The sequence below is a fragment of the Mycobacterium sp. SMC-4 genome (assembly GCF_050205565.1).
Taxonomy (GTDB): domain Bacteria; phylum Actinomycetota; class Actinomycetes; order Mycobacteriales; family Mycobacteriaceae; genus Mycobacterium.
Genome location: NZ_JBNMQU010000003.1, coordinates 167,549 through 183,164, shown reverse-complemented (window position 1 = coordinate 183,164; position 15,616 = coordinate 167,549). Strand labels below are relative to the sequence as shown.

The following is a 15,616-nucleotide window of genomic DNA, read 5'->3' as shown; positions in this document are numbered from 1 at the left end:
CCTACTGCGGACTACCCCCCATCGGCGGCAGCAGTTCGCAGACGGTCTGCGGCATCCCCAGGAAGAAGCCCTGCCCGTACCGGATGCCGAGTTCGTGGAGCACCTGTGCCTGCCGTTCGTTCTCGATGCCTTCGGCGACGGCGACCGCGTTGGTCTCCCGCGCGAAGTGCGCCAACGCGGTGGCCAGAGCCCGCTTCGCCGGATCGGACTCCAGGCCGGCGATGAGTTCGCGGTCCAGCTTTATCATGTCCGGACTCAAGCGCAGAATGGTGGCCAGCCCCGCGAAGCCCGAGCCCGCATCGTCGACCGCCAACCGGATACCGTTGGCGCGCAGAGGTTCCAGGCTCGCCTTGAGGAGGTCGGGCGCGGGGTCGTGTTCGGTCAGCTCGACCACCAGATCACGCTGCACAGAACGCAGCTCGCACTGAATCATGACGTCGGCGATGACGCGCGGACTCAGATTCACTGCGACGTAGTACCTCTCCGGAATGGAGCGCGCTGCGGCGAGCACAGTTCGAAGCGCCTTGAGCTCCAACTGACTTCCGCGACCGACGCGGTGCGCCGACCTGATCCATTCATCGGGACCCTTGGCCTCATCACTCGGAAAACGACACAGGCCTTCGAAGCCCACCACGTGGCGGGTGGCGAGATCCACGATGGGCTGGAACACCGCATGCACGCCGTCATCGACGATCAGCCGATCCACTTCGCCACGCAGTTCGTCGTTCTGGGTCAGTTCCGGCAACACGACAGAAGCGAGAAGGTATGCCGCCGAATCCGTTTCCGTCGAAGACTTCGTCGGTTCGAGTAGGTCCCGCAGCAGGCGGGCCAACTCCGAAGTCGAGCTGATCAACACCCCCAGGAACTCGGTGATCGAGGAGACCCGGGCCACGTCGCGATCGCTGAATGCGTAGGGCGCCTCGGCGATCAGCGACAGTGTCCCGATCGCTCGTCCATTGTCGATCAACGGGATGGACAGACAGCTGCGCGCGCCCAGTCTGGTGCTGAGGTCCCGCACTTCGGGCGGTAGCCGGGGATCGATGAGGGCATCGTTGACGATTTCGGGTCGGCACGACTTCAGGGGGTAGCTCTGGAACGTCTGTCCAGCGGGAGTGATGCGTCCTTTCACCGGTGCGGCCGAGCCGTGTGTGGCCAGGACTTCGACATTGCCGCGCGCATCGAGCAGGCACACCGACGCTCCGGTGGCCGTCGGCATGCGAGCACACACCTGCTCGACGATTCTGTGCATGAGTGACAGGGGGTCGACAGAGGCGATCAGCTCGCCCACCAGATTCTTCATTCGGGCACCGCGCCGCTACCGCACGCCGGCGCTCGTTGCCACAGTCCGCCGGGCCGGATCCCGCCCACCGAACGGCGATCGTTCCCCCCACCTCATAGGCCGCATCGTAGTGAGACCGAAGCGCCGAGACGTCTGATTCGGCACATCGTCACATTTGCTGCGCGCGGCGCGGGGCCGCCGGGAGGCCCACTGTTCAAACTCTGTGGAGCTAAGGGGAATCGAACCCCTGACCTACTCGATGCGAACGAGTCGCGCTACCAACTGCGCCATAGCCCCTAGTGCCGGTACAGGTTATCAGTCTGCGCGCACCGGCAGAAATCGTGAGGTGACTACTGGCCGGCCGCCCGCGGCAGGTCGTAGTGGCGGGCGAACGCGACGTACTCGAGATGCTCGAACTCGGGGTCTTCGTCGTCGATCTCCAACACCGCGGCGCCGGGGCGCCGCAGCCTGGAGGGGACCACGTCGAACTCGCGGTCGCTGGTGTTCTCCACGCCGAGGCGCGAACGCGCCATCCGCTGCGCGCGCCGACGCCGCAGTTGCTCCTCGATGCGGGTCTGGCGTCGCAGGTAGGCCAGATACAGCGCCGTGACGGCACCGACGACGCCGCACACCCACCACATCGACGAGGACCAGGTCAGCGCGGCGACCGCGCTGGTCAACACCAGAACGGCCATCACCGTCAGCGTGCGGGTGCGGAACCGGTACTTGCGCGCCGCCACCACGGCGGCGGTGTCGGATTCGCGGCGGCGACGACGGGACGCGCCGACCGGTTCCGCGATGCGCAGGTCGGCGTCCTCGGCTTCCTCGGTGTCGGCCGAATCCTCGACGTACTCGTACTCGTCGTCGGCGCGGTCCTCGTCGCTCTGGACTGCGGTTTCGACGGCCTCCACGGGCTGGGCCGGTTCGACCGGCTCCTCGGCGATCGCGCTCACCGCCTCGGCAGACTCGCCGCCCACGACGGACGCGCCGAGGGGCAGGGCGCTCGAGTCTTCGACGACGTCGACGTCCAGGTAGTCGGGCTCGTCGTCGCCGGTGACGCGCTCGGCGGCGGCCTTGACCATCGTCCGACCGGGAGCGGCCTCGGCGGCGACGTCGGCCGTGTCGTCGTAGTCGGTCTCGGTCGGTTGCCAGTCCGGGTCGCTGCGATGGCCCGCCGCCGGCCCTCGCCGCCGCAGCCGAGCACTGGAGGCGCTGTTGAGCACACGGGTGGCCAGTGCAACGTCGCTGGTACGTCGCACCGCCTCGCGCTTGCTGATCAGCATCGGCACCAGCACGAAAAGCCAGAGCACGACGAGCGAGATCCAGAGAAGAGATTGGGGGATGCTTGGCATGGCGCCTGCTCCTTTCCCCGTCAGGCTAGGTCGTGTGACCAGCGCATCCGTGGGCGGCGCGCCGAGACAATTACACACCTGTAATTCATCTCAGACAAGCACCAATCGTCACTTGTGTCACATGTGCAACAGTAGAAGCGGGCAACGCTTCCGTCACGCCCAGGAGGCGTGCCCGGCGCGGACCAACGTCGAGGTCACCGAGCCGTTGACTTCCTCGATCGTCAGCGCGACCAGCAAGTGGTCCCGCCACGCACCGTCGACGTCGAGGTAGCGCTTGAGCAGACCTTCCTCGCGGAACCCGGCCTTTCCCAGCACTGCCCGACTGGCCGCGTTCTCCGGACGGACCGTCGCTTCCACGCGATGCAGCATCACCGGGCCGAAGCAGTGGTCCAGCCCGAGCGCCAGGGCCGCGGTCGCGACCCCGCCGCCGGTGTTCGCGCTGGCCACCCAATAACCGATCCAGGCCGACCGCAGCGCGCCGTGGGTCACGTTGCCGATGGTGAGCTGGCCGGCGAACTCACCGTCCAACTCGATGGCATAGGGCAGCATCCGCCCTTTCCGGGCCTCCGCCCGAAGTCCCGAACACACCGATGGCCACGCCGAAACAGAGTGCCGCACTTCCCAATTCAGTTCAGTCGACGGTTCCCACGGTTCCAGGTGCCGGCGATCGGCCAACCTGATCCGGCTCCACTGCGCCGCGTCGCGCAACCGCACCGGACGCAACCGCACCACACCCGCGCGCACGCGCAGCGGCCCGACCACCATGGGCCACCCAGGGTGCTGGGAACGTGGGGTCAGGAGATTCACCGTCGGTCAGCCGCGCTGCGCCAGGAAAGCGACATCGACCAGTTCGCCGGTCCGAATCTGTTCTGCCTCACTGGGAACGATCACCAGGCAGTTCGCCTCAGCCAGCGTCGCGAGCAGATGCGAGGCTCCCGGCGCTGCGCCGAGTGCCTGCACCAGATACTCGCCGGTGTCCTGATCGCGCATCAACTGGCCGCGCAGGTAGCCCTTCCGACCCGGAACCGATCCGATCGGTGACAGGGCCCGCGCCCGCACGATCCGCCGCATCGGCTGCCGCTTGCCCAGCGAGAGCCTGATCAACGGACGCACCATCACCTCGAACACCACCAGAGCGCTGACCGGGTTGGCCGGCAGCAGGAACACCGGCACCCGATCGGGCCCCAGTTGCCCGAACCCCTGCACCGAGCCCGGGTGCATCGCGATCCGCGCGACCTCCATCTCACCGAGTTCGGACAGCACCGCGCGCACCCCCTCGGCAGCCGCGCCCCCGACGGCTCCGGCGATCACCACGACTTCGGCGCGGTTGAGCTGGCCTTCGACCACCTCGCGCAGCAGCTTCGGATCGGTGGGGACGATCCCGACCCGGTTGACCTCCGCGCCCGCGTCCCGACCCGCCGCGGCCAGCGCATAGGAGTTGACGTCGTAGACCTGCCCGTTGCCCGGGGTCCTCGAGATGTCGACGAGTTCCCCGCCCACCGACATCACCGACAGCCGCGGCCGCGGATGGACCAGCACCCTCTCCCGGCCGACCGCCGCGAGCAACCCGACCTGAGCGGCGCCGATGATGGCGCCGGCACGCACCGCCACGTCACCGGGTTGCACGTCATCGCCGGTGCGACGGACGTAGGCCCCGGACCGAACCCCACGCAGGACCCGCACCCGGGATTCTCCGCCGTCGGTCCAACGCAGCGGAAGCACCGCGTCGGCCAAGGTCGGCATCGGGGCGCCGGTCTGCACTCGCGCCGCCTGGCGCGGCTGCAGCCGACTGGGCGTGCGCGCCCCGGCCTCGATCAGACCCATCACCGGCAGACTGATCTCCCGATCGCCCGGCTCCTCGCCGTCCTCGCGATCGTCGTCATCGTCCTCACCGCCGGCAGTACCGAGCACGTCGACGCTGCGCACGGCGTAGCCGTCGATGGCCGCCTGGTCGAAGCCCGGCAGGGGGCGTTCGGTGACCACTTCTTCGGCGCACATCAACCCTTGGGCTTCGGCGATCGCCACCCGCACCGGACGCGGGGCGACCGCGGCCGCTACCACCCGAGCCTGCTGCTCCTCCACCGAACGCAAGACACGCCTTTCTCCCGTCAGACCCGCCGGCGACGACCGGCTGTCGATGCGATGCGCTCGCTAGTGTTCGGTCGTCTCGGAAGCGAGTCCCAGCCTCTCGACCAACCAATTGCGCAGCTCGGGGCCGTAGTCGTCCCGCTCCAACGCAAAGTCAACCGCAGCCTTCAGGTAGCCGCCGGGATTTCCCAGGTCGTGTCGAGATCCGCGATGGACCACCACATGCACCGGATGTCCTTCTTCGATCAGCAGCGCGATCGCATCGGTCAGCTGCAGCTCGCCACCGGCTCCGCGCGGAATACGCCGCAGCGCATCGAAAATCGCACGGTCGAGCACATAGCGGCCGGCCGCCGCATACGGCGAGGGCGCATCTTCGGCCTTGGGCTTCTCCACCATGCCCTTGACCTTGAGCACGTTGGGGTTCTCGGCGTCGGGCACGGATTCGACGTCGAACACGCCGTACGCGCTGATCTTCTCCGGCTCCACCTCGATCGCACACAGCACCGACCCGCCACGCTTGGCGCGCACCTTGGCCATGGTCTCCAGAACACCCGTCGGAAGCACCAGGTCGTCGGGCAGCAGCACGGCGATGGCGTCTTCGTCCGGCGCCAGGCTGTCCTCGACACAGCCGACGGCGTGTCCCAGACCGAGCGGTTCGGCCTGCACGACCGACTCGACCTTGATCAGTGCGGGCGCGCGGCGCACCTTCTCCAACATCGACTTCTTGCCGCGCGCTTCCAGCGTGCCTTCCAGCACGAGGTCCTCGACGAAATGCGCGACGACGCCGTCCTTGCCCTCCGAGGTGATGATGATCAGCCGACCGGCGCCGGCCTCGGCGGCCTCGGCAGCGACCAGTTCGATCCCCGGAGTGTCGACCACCGGCAGCAGCTCTTTGGGCACCGTCTTGGTGGCAGGCAGAAACCGCGTTCCCAGACCGGCTGCGGGCACGACAGCGGTGTATGGCGTAGGGGCATCAGACCGGCTCATCGTTCACACATTAACCTTTCGGTGTCCGTTGTTCTCGGCTTACCCACCCTGCGGGGGGATTCCCGGTGCCAGCCACGAAAACACAGGTGCGCAGCACAATTCTCGCCGCGCGGAGGTCGTTGACTGAGCAACGACGGCGCGCGGAGGCCGCCGCCGTCGCCCGTCATCTCGAGGCGCTGATCCCGTCCGGTTCCACGGTGTGCGCCTATGTCCCCGTGGGCAGCGAACCCGGGTCGGCGGCAGCGCTGGACGCACTCGACGCACGCGGAGTGGTGGTCCTGCTTCCGGTGGCGCGCAACGACATCGACGGCACCGCACAACCGCTGCGCTGGGGACGCTACCGACCGGGCGCGCTGGTCGACGCACCATTCGGGCTGCGCGAGCCCGCGCCCCCGTGGTCACCGGCCGAGGACGTCGCGCTGGCCGCCACGGTGCTCGTCCCGGCACTGGCCGTCGACCGGCGCGGCACCCGCCTCGGACGGGGCGCCGGCTTCTACGACCGCACGCTCGGACTCGCCGCTCCCGCGGCGCGACTGGTCGCCGTGGTCCGCGACGACGAGGTGGTCGAGGAACTCCCGTCCGAGGACCACGACGTGCCGATGACGCACGCGCTGACCCCGGGTCGGGGTTTGGTCGCCCTGGCCGGGCGGGAATGACCATCGGCAACTGGCGGTTCTAGCACTTGAGCCGGTAGAGTGCTAATCACTTTTGACCACCTCGGAGGTATCTGTGCCTACCTATTCGTATGCGTGCACCGAATGCAGCAACAAGTTCGACGTGGTGCAGGCATTCACCGACGATTCGCTGACCGAGTGCCCGCAGTGCCACGGCAGGTTGCGCAAGGTGTTCGGCAAGGTGGGGGTCGTGTTCAAGGGCAGCGGTTTCTATCGCACCGACAGCCGCGAGTCCACCAAGAGCTCCAGCGGTAGCTCCGGCTCCTCGTCTTCGTCGGCGTCGGACTCCTCGGCCTCGTCGTCTTCATCGTCTTCATCGTCGTCGTCTTCGTCGGATTCGTCGTCGAGCTCCTCGGGCAGCACGTCGGCGCCCGCCGCCGCCGCGGCGAGCTGAGTTATCCACAGCCGCTCGACTCGGAGCTGTCGCGCCCGTGCCGCGCCTTTAGCGTGGCCGCATGGGGGATTCACTGAACCCGTCGGCTCTGCACCGCCTGACCGCACTTCGGCCGGACTGGTCGCGCACACATGCGGCGCGCCGCGCACTGGCCGCTGTGTTGGTGGTGCTGGCGGCGGTGGCGGCGTGGCGCGACGACCCACACGCCGACCACACCGAGGTTGTGGTCGCCACGGCCGATCTCGCCCCCGGCGTCGAACTGACCGGTGACGACGTCCGTCTCGAAACCCGAAGGGCCAGTGAGCTTCCGGCAGGCGCGCAGAGCGACCTCGAGCTGGTCGTCGGCACCACCCTGGCCGGTCCGGCGCGCCGCGGTGAGATCGTGACCGATGTCCGGCTCCTGAGTTCTCGGCTGGCCGAGTCGTCGGCCGGGCCCGGCGCCCGCATCGTGCCGCTACCGCTGGCCGACGCAGCCGTGGTCGACCTGATCCGAGTCGGTGACGTCGTCGACATCGTGGCAGCTCCGGCGTCCGCCGATGCCGACACCGATGCGCGGCTGATCGCCACCGACGCCGTGGTGGTCCTGGTGTCCGAAGAGGCCGGCGGACTCGCGGCACGCGGGGGTGACCGGGTGGTGCTGGTCGCACTCCCGGCAGCGGCCGCCCGGGTCGTCGCCGGAGCCACCCTGGTTCAGGCGGTCACGGTGACCTTGCACTGACAGACAAAACAGCCCCCGGCGCGAACGCCGGGGGCTGTTTTCGAAAGCTCTAGTGGAAGCCTCGGGTCGAAACCGGGCTGCACTTCGGGCCCGTCGGGGTGTTGCGCGGATCGAACGCGCCGCCCCACGGGTTGGTGCGGGAGATTCCCTGCGCCTGCCAACCGTCGGAACCGACCCACGAGGGACCGGCTTCCTGCGCGTGCTGCTTCGGCGTGCCGATCTCCGAGACGCGCACGTCTCCGCCGGATGTTCCCGCGCTGGGCACACAGGGTTCGCTGCCGGCCACGCTGGCGGCCTGCGACGAACGCACCTGGCCGTCGGGCGAGAACTCCTGGTGCGCCGGGTCGTTCGGCTCTGCTCCGGCGGTCCCCGCACCAAACGTCAGGGCGGCTGTGGTGAGGGCGAGAGCGCCAACTCCAAGAACACCGAGTCGCGTTTTGCGAGTGGCGGTGCGGGCATCTGCGGCCATGCGCCTGCTTCTTTCTGTGACGGATGTAGTCCAGCGATTGATAGGTGTGGTCAAGCTGAAAGAAGATTACCAGCAGAACGCACACCTCGCACTGCTGTCTCCGGACAAGATAGCTAACACCTGATTATCCAATCAACGAAGAATCGAGGGCGCTTTTCGTTCCTCGCAGCAGCGCGCTCGGCTCACCAGAAATTGCCCCAATCTTCATGACAGCGGTCATCATTTTCCGCCGAAGGTTCCGACAGCGCGAGCCTTGGATTTCGGAATGGCTCTCGATGACATCCACCCCGTCGCACATGCCGTGGCGCTCCTGCCGCCGCACCGCGGATGGCGGATCCCCGTCCGCGGGCACCACGACGTCACACCGGTCCCCGGTGCACCGGGGACGGGCGGAGCCGCAGTTGTCTGGACCGTCCGCCCCCCTGCGCAGACGCGAGTCACCCCCAGTGCCATCCGAGGGCCACGGCACTGGCACGCGCGCACCGCGCGCTGCGGCCGCCCCCTCCGAAGCCCTTTCACGGCAACACTTTTCCACCCGATTTGCGGTGAATTCGATTCCGGGAAGCGCCGCCGCGGCCCGCACACCGCGACCGCGCCCGGTGACCCGACCTGACTGCATTTCTCGAGGTACGACCGTTCTCACCGCATCTGCGGTTACCGTTTGTCCAGGCCACCGGGTCACCCTGCCGGGGCTCGACTTCCAGGAAGGACGGACGCAATGCTGAAAGGGTTCAAAGACTTCATCGCCCGTGGGAACGTGATCGATCTGGCCGTCGCCGTCGTGATCGGTGCCGCGTTCACAGGACTGGTGACGGCATTCACCGAAAATGTCATTCAGCCACTCGTCGACCGCATCGGAGCCGGCCCCGAAGCCGAATACGGAATTCTCCGCATTCCGCTGGGCGGTGATCAATTTGTCGACCTGAACGCCGTGCTGTCCGCAGCAATCAATTTCTTGATCGTGGCCGCGGTCATCTACTTCATCATCGTGGTGCCTTTCAAGAAGCTGAAGGAACGCGACAAGAAAGTTGCGAGCACAGAGACCGAACTGACGCTGCTGACCGAGATCCGCGACCTTCTCAAGGCCGAGGCCGACACCTCCGGTGCGGGAAGGCACGGCGTCAAGGAAAAGGATTCCCACAAGGGCGAGTGAACGGGCGGGAAACGAGATCGGCCCCCGGCGGTTCGCCGGGGGCCGATGTCGTACCGAGACTTCAGGTCAGTTCATGTTCCAGGGCTCGCCGTAGGTGGTGACGCTGTCACCGGCCGAGGACACCAACCGGGCGAACGGACGCAGCAGCACACCACCGGCAGCACCGGTGACCGTGCCATGAGCGTTCGACACCGCGACCGATCCACCCGGACCCTCGACATCCACCGAGAACGTCGCGACTTCCTGGATGCCCGGGCCGTTGCCCAGGTCGGCGCTGATCGACACACCCGGGAACAGCGGCGGGGTCACGATGCCGGAGAACTCGTTACCGAAGGTGGTGTCGAAGAAACCGACACCCTGCAGACCGTCGAAGGCGATGTTCGGGGTGGTGTAGCTGAAGTTGATGCCCACACCCAGCGACCACGGGAAGCCGACCTGGTAGCCCAGCTCGAGGGTGCCCTCGAACTCGTCGGCACCCTCACCGGCGACGATGTAGGTCGCCTTGCCCGAGTGGAACCACTCGCGCGTCAGGCGGTTGCGGTCGAGCGGGAACACACCGTTGAGGAAGGTGTCCCACTGCTGGATCGTCAACGTCCGCCCCTGGCCGTCGACCAGGCTCAGCTCGTTGTCCAAGCCGGCGTTCGAAGTGCCAGTGCTGACGAACAAAGCCGCGATCGACGCCACCATCGCGATCAATACCCGACTGATTGTTTTCATTTTCTCCCTAGCTTCAGCCGGCGGTCCGGGTGGACTGCCGATCGTTGTTCGTGCCTGGCTTACCGATCCTCCGAAGACTCTATAAACACGAGCAACATATCGGGGCGGTAACAGGGCGGGCCAGCCACCCCCGCTCGTTAAGCCACTCGTGAGACAGCGTCTCGGCTATTCAGTTGTGCACGTGGGCCCCGACTTTCGCCGGGGCCCACGCGTTGATCGAGGTCAGTTCATGTTCCAGGGGGCGCCGTAGGTGGTGACGCTGTCACCGGCCGAGGACACCAACCGGGCGAACGGACGCAGCAGCACACCACCGGCAGCACCGGTGACCGTGCCATGAGCGTTCGACACCGCGACCGATCCACCCGGGCCCGCAACGTCCACCGAGAACGTCGCGACTTCCTGGATGCCCGGGCCGTTGCCCAGGTCGGCGCTGATCGACACACCCGGGAACAGCGGCGGGGTCACGATGCCGGAGAACTCGTTACCGAAGGTGGTGTCGAAGAAACCGACACCCTGCAGACCGTCGAAGGCGATGTTCGGGGTGGTGTAGCTGAAGTTGATGCCCACACCCAGCGACCACGGGAAGCCGACCTGGTAGCCCAGCTCGAGGGTGCCCTCGAACTCGTCGGCACCCTCACCGGCGACGATGTAGGTCGCCTTGCCCGAGTGGAACCACTCGCGCGTCAGGCGGTTGCGGTCGAGCGGGAACACACCGTTGAGGAAGGTGTCCCACTGCTGGATCGTCAACGTCCGCCCCTGGCCGTCGACCAGGCTCAGCTCGTTGTCCAAGCCGGCGTTCGAAGTGCCAGTGCTGACGAACAAAGCCGCGATGGACGCCACCACCGCGACCAGCACCCGACTGATAGCTTTCACTGCTCTCCCTTTAGTGATCCGAAGGCGCCCCGGATGGGCCACCGGTGGTTTTGTTCGTGCCTGGCTTACCGCTCCACCACACACTTCGCAAGAGCCACATGTGAAGAGAATTAGAAACTCCACATCTGAGTCTTACGAATCACTCATCGTTTTGACACGAGGAACATAACGGTGGGGCTTCGGACCGGCAACGCGAGCGCCGAAGTCGAGAGGCTCACGCCAGGCCTCGCGCCGATGGTCCACTGATGTCGATGACAGCCGACCCCCTTCGCTGCGACGGCGGGGAGATGGAGTGTTTTCGTCGCCGCACTGGCCCCGCAGTGAGTACTTCGCAACCGGTGTGAGGGGCGTTACAACTGGGCCGGGTGTGAATTGCCCGACTCGAAACCACAGGTCAGTCGTGGTGCGGTGGGACGTTGTCGCGCAGCCACCGATCGTGGGCGGAGTCACCGCCGGCCGCGGCAGGATCGCGTTCGTCGGCCGTGGTGTCGGGCAGCGCGGTGCCGAAGATCTTGTCCAGATCTTCCTTGGAAGGTTTACGGCTCTCGGCCAACGGTCCTCCGTCTTGTGATCAAGATCACTCGAGAGGCGGGGCGGTTGTTCACCTGAACTTAACGTTGCAGGTCAGGGAAGTTTGAAAAGACAGAAAGTGTCAAATTTCCAGGCTCGACAACTGGCCGATCACCTGAGCGGCGAGCGGGCCGAGCGTCGCCATTCCGTCGCGCACGGCCGGGCGCGAACCCGCCAGGTTCACGACGAGCGTGCTGCCCGAGATACCTGCGAGGCCGCGGGAGACACCGGCGTCACCGATGCCGGCGGACAACGCGGACGCACGCAGCGCCTCAGCGATCCCGAGCAGTTCGCGGTCCAGTAGATCGCGCGTGGCCTCGGGGGTCACGTCGCGCGGGGTCACGCCGGTGCCGCCGACCGAGACCACGAGATCCACACCGCCGATGACCGCGGTGTTGAGGGCATTGCGGATCTCCACCTCATCGGAGGACACCACCACGACACCGTCGACGACGAATCCGGCCTCGCCCAGTAGCTCGGTGACCACGGGACCGCTGTGGTCCTCCTCATCGCCATGAGCGGTCCGGTCGTCGACGACCACGACCAGGGCGCGGCCCACCAAAGCATGCGGCTGTTCCATGAGCTCAACCGTATATGTCGGGACCGGAGTGGGAACAGCCAGACGCAGGCTGGCTTGCGGCTGCTCATGCGTGGACGTCACTGCGCTGCCTTACCGAGGGTGACCTGCACCGTCTGTTCCTTGCCGTTGGGGTCCACGAAGGTGAGCGTGACCGTGTCGCCGGGCGCCTTCGAGCGCACCGCGGCCACCAACGCGTCGGCGCTGCTGATGACGCGGTCGTCGAGCCGGGTCACCACGACGTTGCCGGGCAACCCTGCCGCGGCGGCTGCACCGCCGGCATCGACCTCGACGATCTTCGCGCCGTCCACTTCGGGGTCGTTGCCGACCTGTACGCCCAGCGACGCGCGCGATGCGCTCCCGCTCTGGATCAGTTCGTCGGCGATGCGCTTGGCCTGATCGACCGGGATGGCGAAGCCGAGGCCGATCGAGCCGCCCTGCGGGCTGCCCCCGGCGTTGGCGCCCAGGGTGGCGATCGCGGAGTTCACGCCGACCAGTTCGCCGTTCATGTTGACCAGCGCGCCACCGGAGTTGCCCGGGTTGATGGCTGCGTCGGTCTGGATGGCGTCGAGGACCGTGTTCTGGTTGCGGGCGTCCCCGCCGGCGGCGACCGGGCGGTTCAGGGCGCTGATGATGCCCGTCGTGACGGTGCCCTCCAGCCCCAGGGGTGACCCGATGGCGACGACGTCCTGGCCCACCCGTAGATCGGCCGAGGACCCGATGGTGATCGGCGTCAGATCGGAGACATTGCGTGCTCGGACCACCGCGATGTCGCTGCCCGGATCGGTGCCCACGACGGTGAACTGGGTGCTCTTTCCGTCGGCGAAAGTCACCTTGGTGACGGCGCGACCGCCGGGTCCGGCCGAATCGGCCGCCGCGGCAACGACGTGGTTGTTGGTCAGGATCAACCCATCCGACGACAGGATCACGCCCGAGCCCTCCTCGGCGGAGCGGCCCTGCTGCACCTCGAGCTTGACCACACTGGGCACCACCTTCGCGGCCACCTGCTCCACCGACCCGGCCGGGATTGCGGCCGCGGGTCGGCTGGGCGCGGCACCCAGCGCGCTGATGCCGCCGCCACCGTTGTGATCTGGGTGCACGAGCATCGCAACGCCGCCGCCGACGCCCGCGGACAACAACGCCAGTACGGTCGCACCGACAGCGAGTGCCCCTGCGCGCGAACGCTTTCGGGATTGCGGCGAGGTACCGCCGGGCGCGCCCGGCCCCGGGTACTGACCCGGGCCCTGCGGCATCGGTGCGCCCGGATACGGGTCATACGACGGTCGAAATGCTTGGCGCTGTTGCTCGGTCGCGTACCGCCAGTCGTAGCCCTGATAGTCGTAGGCGCCGGAGCGTTGCGGGTCGACTTGTCCCCCGGGCATGCCGGATTGGTGACCCTGCGGCGGGATCGGCGAGTACCTCGGGTGGTTGGTCATTTGCTGCGATGCTCTCCTGAGTGAGGTTCGTGTCGCTTCGTACAACGATCGGTTCTGCTTCAGGGTGCCCAGCGGGACTGAGAATCCCCTTAGAGGTAGGTCGGTATACCCGCAAACTGTGCGTCACCATCGCGCTCGTGTCACGCATCAGCGCCGAGATCGGCTACCGCGTGTCGCCGTTTGCCTCGACATCGGACCGGGGTGCCGACGGACGGCCCGGCAACAGCACATGCATCGACGTGCCCGGTGGTTGGCCACCGAGCACGGTGTCGGTGACGTAGACGGTGCCGCCGTGACGGGTGACGACCTGTTTCACGATCGCCAGCCCCAGACCCGATCCGGGCATCGCACGGGCCGCCGTCGCGCGATAGAACCGCTCGAACACCAAATGACGTTCCTGAGGCGGAATTCCGGGACCCATGTCAGCGACCACGAGCTCGGCGCGCAGCGGGTCCACCTGGGTCAGTCGAACCTGCACGCGGCCGTCCGGCGGACTCCACTTCGCCGCGTTGTCGAGCAGGTTCAGCACGGCGCGCGCGAGGCCGGCCGCGTCACCGTAGACCTGCCACGGCACCGTGGCGACGTCGAATTCGATGTCGTTGCGACGACGGCGAACTCGTTCCAACGACCGCTCGATCACATCGGCCATCTCGACGGTCTCGTGGACCACGCCCCCGGCGTCGTCACGGGTGAGGTCCACCAGGTCACCGACGAGCGTCGACAGTTCCTCGATCTGGGCGATCACGTCGGCCTGCAGCTCGGCCATCTCGTCGTCGGGAATCCGGGGCGCGCCCGGCTTCTGGGATGCCATCAGCAGCTCGACGTTGGTGCGCAGCGACGTCAGCGGCGTGCGCAGTTCGTGGCCGGCGTCGGCCACCAGACGCGATTGGCGCTCGCGTGATTCGGCCAACGCCCCCAGCATCCGGTTGAACGTCTCGGTCATGCGGGCCAACTCGTCGCTGCCGAAAACCGGGATCGGGCGCAGGTCGCTGGTTCGCGCCACGCGTTCGGCGGCCTCGGTCAGCCGCGCCACCGGCCGCAGCGCTGCGCGCGCGACCATACCTCCGGCGATCGCGGCGACGGCCACGCCCAGCCCCGTGACTATGAGCAACACGCTGACCAGCCGCCGCAGGACCAGCCCCGTCGGCCCCAGGCTCTTGGACAGCAACAGAGAGGAACCAGTCTCCGGTATGTGCACCGCCAGCACCCGCTGCTGACTGACCGTGCGCAGCGACATCAGGAGCTTGCCCTCCATCACGTCGCGTTCGGGACCTCCGACGGGCAGCGTCTGACCTGCCTGCTGGTAGGTGTACTTGACTCGGCCCGGTACGTAGTAGATGGCGTTGACGTCGGAGAATGCGGTGCCTTCGATGGCCTTGGCCGGGTCGGCGAACAGCGAACCACTCTCGATCAGCAGTTGCGCCCGGGTGCGCAGTTGATCGTCGATGTCGTCGTAGAGCGCGCGGGAAACCACCGCGTACACCGCCACGGCCATCAGAACGACGGAGATCAGCACCATCGACATCGCCAGCAGCATCACCCGCCACCGGACGGACAGGGAACTCGCGGTCGGAGGCGCGGGCGGCCGAAGCGGCCAGGGCTGGTGAGGGCCGTAGTTCATCAGGGCGGGGTTTCGCGCAGCACGTAACCCACTCCGCGCACGGTGTGGATCAGCCGCGGCTCTCCTTCCGCCTCGGTCTTGCGGCGCAGATAGCCGACGTACACCTCGAGGGCATTGCCCGAGGTCGGGAAGTCGAAGCCCCACACCTCTTCGAGGATGCGGCTGCGGGTCAGGACGCGGCGCGGGTTGGCGATCAGCATCTCCAGCAGCGAGAACTCGGTGCGGGTCAGGCTGATCTGCCGGTCCCCTCGGGTGACCTCGCGGGTGACGGGATCCAGTGACAGGTCCGAGAACGTCATCGCGGCCGATTCGCCCGAGCCGTCGTCGGGGGTGGTGCGACGCAGCAGCGCGCGCATCCGCGCCAGCAATTCCTCGAGGGCGAACGGCTTGGGCAGGTAGTCGTCTGCCCCGGCGTCCAGTCCGGCGACCCGCTCGGAGACGGAGTCGCGGGCGGTCAGCACCAGGATGGGCAGATCGTCGCCCGTGCTGCGAAGTTGTCGGCACACCTCCAGGCCATCGAGCCGGGGCATCATCACGTCCAGGACGACAGCGTCGGGGCGGTTGCTGGCGATTGCGTCGAGCGCCTCCCGCCCGTCCTGAGCGAGTTCAACCGAGTACCCGTTGAACGTCAGGGAGCGCCGGAGTGACTCACGAACCGCGCGGTCATCGTCTACGACAAGTATGCGCACTGGCACAGTCTTGTCCCCG

At 67.3% G+C, this 15,616-nt stretch carries 17 protein-coding genes and 1 tRNA gene; 4 read left to right on the top strand and 14 right to left on the bottom strand.

What is annotated here, in order from left to right; all coding sequences use genetic code 11:
- Position 1: 1 nt before the first annotated feature.
- From ACQI46_RS07665 to ACQI46_RS07640, 6 genes are all read right to left on the bottom strand, one after another.
- Positions 2–1,300: an EAL domain-containing protein gene (locus ACQI46_RS07665; protein ID WP_427093373.1), complete on the bottom strand. Its 1,299-nt coding sequence runs from the start codon at positions 1,298–1,300 to the stop codon at positions 2–4.
- Positions 1,301–1,503: 203 nt separating this feature from the next.
- Positions 1,504–1,576 (bottom strand) — tRNA-Ala (locus ACQI46_RS07660).
- Between the two features lie 53 nt (positions 1,577–1,629).
- Entirely contained in the window at positions 1,630–2,631 is a 1,002-nt protein-coding gene (gene sepX, locus ACQI46_RS07655; RefSeq protein WP_427093372.1) for a divisome protein SepX/GlpR, read from the bottom strand.
- A 153-nt stretch (positions 2,632–2,784) separates the two neighbouring features.
- Positions 2,785–3,438 carry a GNAT family N-acetyltransferase gene (locus tag ACQI46_RS07650; protein ID WP_427093371.1) on the bottom strand — a complete coding sequence of 218 codons (654 nt, stop codon included), beginning with the start codon at positions 3,436–3,438 and terminating at the stop codon, positions 2,785–2,787.
- Between the two features lie 6 nt (positions 3,439–3,444).
- On the bottom strand, positions 3,445–4,722 hold the full coding sequence (glp, locus tag ACQI46_RS07645; protein WP_427093370.1) for a gephyrin-like molybdotransferase Glp: 1,278 nt from the start codon (positions 4,720–4,722) through the stop codon (positions 3,445–3,447).
- A gap of 60 nt (positions 4,723–4,782) precedes the next feature.
- Entirely contained in the window at positions 4,783–5,706 is a 924-nt protein-coding gene (locus ACQI46_RS07640) for a UTP--glucose-1-phosphate uridylyltransferase (protein WP_427093369.1), read from the bottom strand.
- Positions 5,707–5,771: 65 nt separating this feature from the next.
- Here ACQI46_RS07640 and ACQI46_RS07635 point away from each other — a divergent pair, with 65 nt between their 5' ends.
- From ACQI46_RS07635 to ACQI46_RS07625, 3 genes are all read left to right on the top strand, one after another.
- Positions 5,772–6,362 (top strand): 5-formyltetrahydrofolate cyclo-ligase, encoded by a 591-nt coding sequence (locus ACQI46_RS07635; protein ID WP_427093368.1) that lies wholly within the window; start codon positions 5,772–5,774, stop codon positions 6,360–6,362.
- A gap of 73 nt (positions 6,363–6,435) precedes the next feature.
- A complete protein-coding gene (locus ACQI46_RS07630) occupies positions 6,436–6,774 on the top strand; it encodes an FmdB family zinc ribbon protein (protein WP_427093367.1) in 339 nt (112 codons plus the stop codon).
- Positions 6,775–6,835: 61 nt separating this feature from the next.
- The gene (locus tag ACQI46_RS07625) at positions 6,836–7,492 is read left to right on the top strand and encodes an SAF domain-containing protein (RefSeq protein ID WP_427093366.1); all 657 of its coding nucleotides are present in this window, start codon (positions 6,836–6,838) and stop codon (positions 7,490–7,492) included.
- Positions 7,493–7,541: 49 nt separating this feature from the next.
- Here ACQI46_RS07625 and ACQI46_RS07620 read toward each other — a convergent pair whose 3' ends face one another.
- Positions 7,542–7,961: a hypothetical protein gene (locus ACQI46_RS07620; protein ID WP_427093365.1), complete on the bottom strand. Its 420-nt coding sequence runs from the start codon at positions 7,959–7,961 to the stop codon at positions 7,542–7,544.
- Positions 7,962–8,679: 718 nt separating this feature from the next.
- On the opposite strand from ACQI46_RS07620, the gene mscL reads away from it, so the two are divergent.
- On the top strand, positions 8,680–9,114 hold the full coding sequence (gene mscL, locus ACQI46_RS07615) for a large-conductance mechanosensitive channel protein MscL (protein ID WP_427093364.1): 435 nt from the start codon (positions 8,680–8,682) through the stop codon (positions 9,112–9,114).
- Positions 9,115–9,180: 66 nt separating this feature from the next.
- Here the strand turns inward: mscL and ACQI46_RS07610 are convergent, their stop codons facing one another.
- From ACQI46_RS07610 to ACQI46_RS07580, 7 genes are all read right to left on the bottom strand, one after another.
- Positions 9,181–9,831, bottom strand: a complete 651-nt coding sequence (locus ACQI46_RS07610) for an MspA family porin (RefSeq protein ID WP_427093363.1) — start codon at positions 9,829–9,831, stop codon at positions 9,181–9,183.
- Positions 9,832–10,053: 222 nt separating this feature from the next.
- Positions 10,054–10,704, bottom strand: coding sequence for an MspA family porin (locus ACQI46_RS07605; RefSeq protein ID WP_427093362.1), 651 nt, complete (start codon positions 10,702–10,704; stop codon positions 10,054–10,056).
- Between the two features lie 394 nt (positions 10,705–11,098).
- Complete coding sequence (locus ACQI46_RS07600; protein ID WP_427093361.1) at positions 11,099–11,257, bottom strand: hypothetical protein; 159 nt, start codon at positions 11,255–11,257, stop codon at positions 11,099–11,101.
- A gap of 99 nt (positions 11,258–11,356) precedes the next feature.
- The gene (locus ACQI46_RS07595; RefSeq protein ID WP_427093360.1) at positions 11,357–11,854 is read right to left on the bottom strand and encodes a MogA/MoaB family molybdenum cofactor biosynthesis protein; all 498 of its coding nucleotides are present in this window, start codon (positions 11,852–11,854) and stop codon (positions 11,357–11,359) included.
- Between the two features lie 77 nt (positions 11,855–11,931).
- Positions 11,932–13,287: a S1C family serine protease gene (locus ACQI46_RS07590; RefSeq protein ID WP_427093359.1), complete on the bottom strand. Its 1,356-nt coding sequence runs from the start codon at positions 13,285–13,287 to the stop codon at positions 11,932–11,934.
- Between the two features lie 163 nt (positions 13,288–13,450).
- Positions 13,451–14,908, bottom strand: a complete 1,458-nt coding sequence (locus ACQI46_RS07585) for an ATP-binding protein (protein ID WP_427093358.1) — start codon at positions 14,906–14,908, stop codon at positions 13,451–13,453.
- Entirely contained in the window at positions 14,908–15,597 is a 690-nt protein-coding gene (locus ACQI46_RS07580) for a response regulator transcription factor (protein ID WP_427093357.1), read from the bottom strand. The genes ACQI46_RS07585 and ACQI46_RS07580 overlap by 1 nt, the downstream gene beginning before the upstream one ends.
- Between the last annotated feature and the right edge of the window lie 19 nt (positions 15,598–15,616).

Excerpts from the sequence above, each read along its gene's own strand:
- sepX (WP_427093372.1), bottom strand. The coding sequence starts at position 2,631 with ATGCCAAGCATCCCCCAATCTCTTCTCTGGATCTCGCTCGTCGTGCTC.
- ACQI46_RS07590 (WP_427093359.1), bottom strand. The coding sequence starts at position 13,287 with ATGACCAACCACCCGAGGTACTCGCCGATCCCGCCGCAGGGTCACCAA.
- ACQI46_RS07585 (WP_427093358.1), bottom strand. The coding sequence starts at position 14,908 with ATGAACTACGGCCCTCACCAGCCCTGGCCGCTTCGGCCGCCCGCGCCT.
- mscL (WP_427093364.1), top strand. The coding sequence starts at position 8,680 with ATGCTGAAAGGGTTCAAAGACTTCATCGCCCGTGGGAACGTGATCGAT.
- ACQI46_RS07620 (WP_427093365.1), bottom strand. The coding sequence starts at position 7,961 with ATGGCCGCAGATGCCCGCACCGCCACTCGCAAAACGCGACTCGGTGTT.
- ACQI46_RS07665 (WP_427093373.1), bottom strand. The coding sequence starts at position 1,300 with ATGAAGAATCTGGTGGGCGAGCTGATCGCCTCTGTCGACCCCCTGTCA.
- ACQI46_RS07595 (WP_427093360.1), bottom strand. The coding sequence starts at position 11,854 with ATGGAACAGCCGCATGCTTTGGTGGGCCGCGCCCTGGTCGTGGTCGTC.
- ACQI46_RS07610 (WP_427093363.1), bottom strand. The coding sequence starts at position 9,831 with ATGAAAACAATCAGTCGGGTATTGATCGCGATGGTGGCGTCGATCGCG.
- ACQI46_RS07640 (WP_427093369.1), bottom strand. The coding sequence starts at position 5,706 with ATGAGCCGGTCTGATGCCCCTACGCCATACACCGCTGTCGTGCCCGCA.
- ACQI46_RS07625 (WP_427093366.1), top strand. The coding sequence starts at position 6,836 with ATGGGGGATTCACTGAACCCGTCGGCTCTGCACCGCCTGACCGCACTT.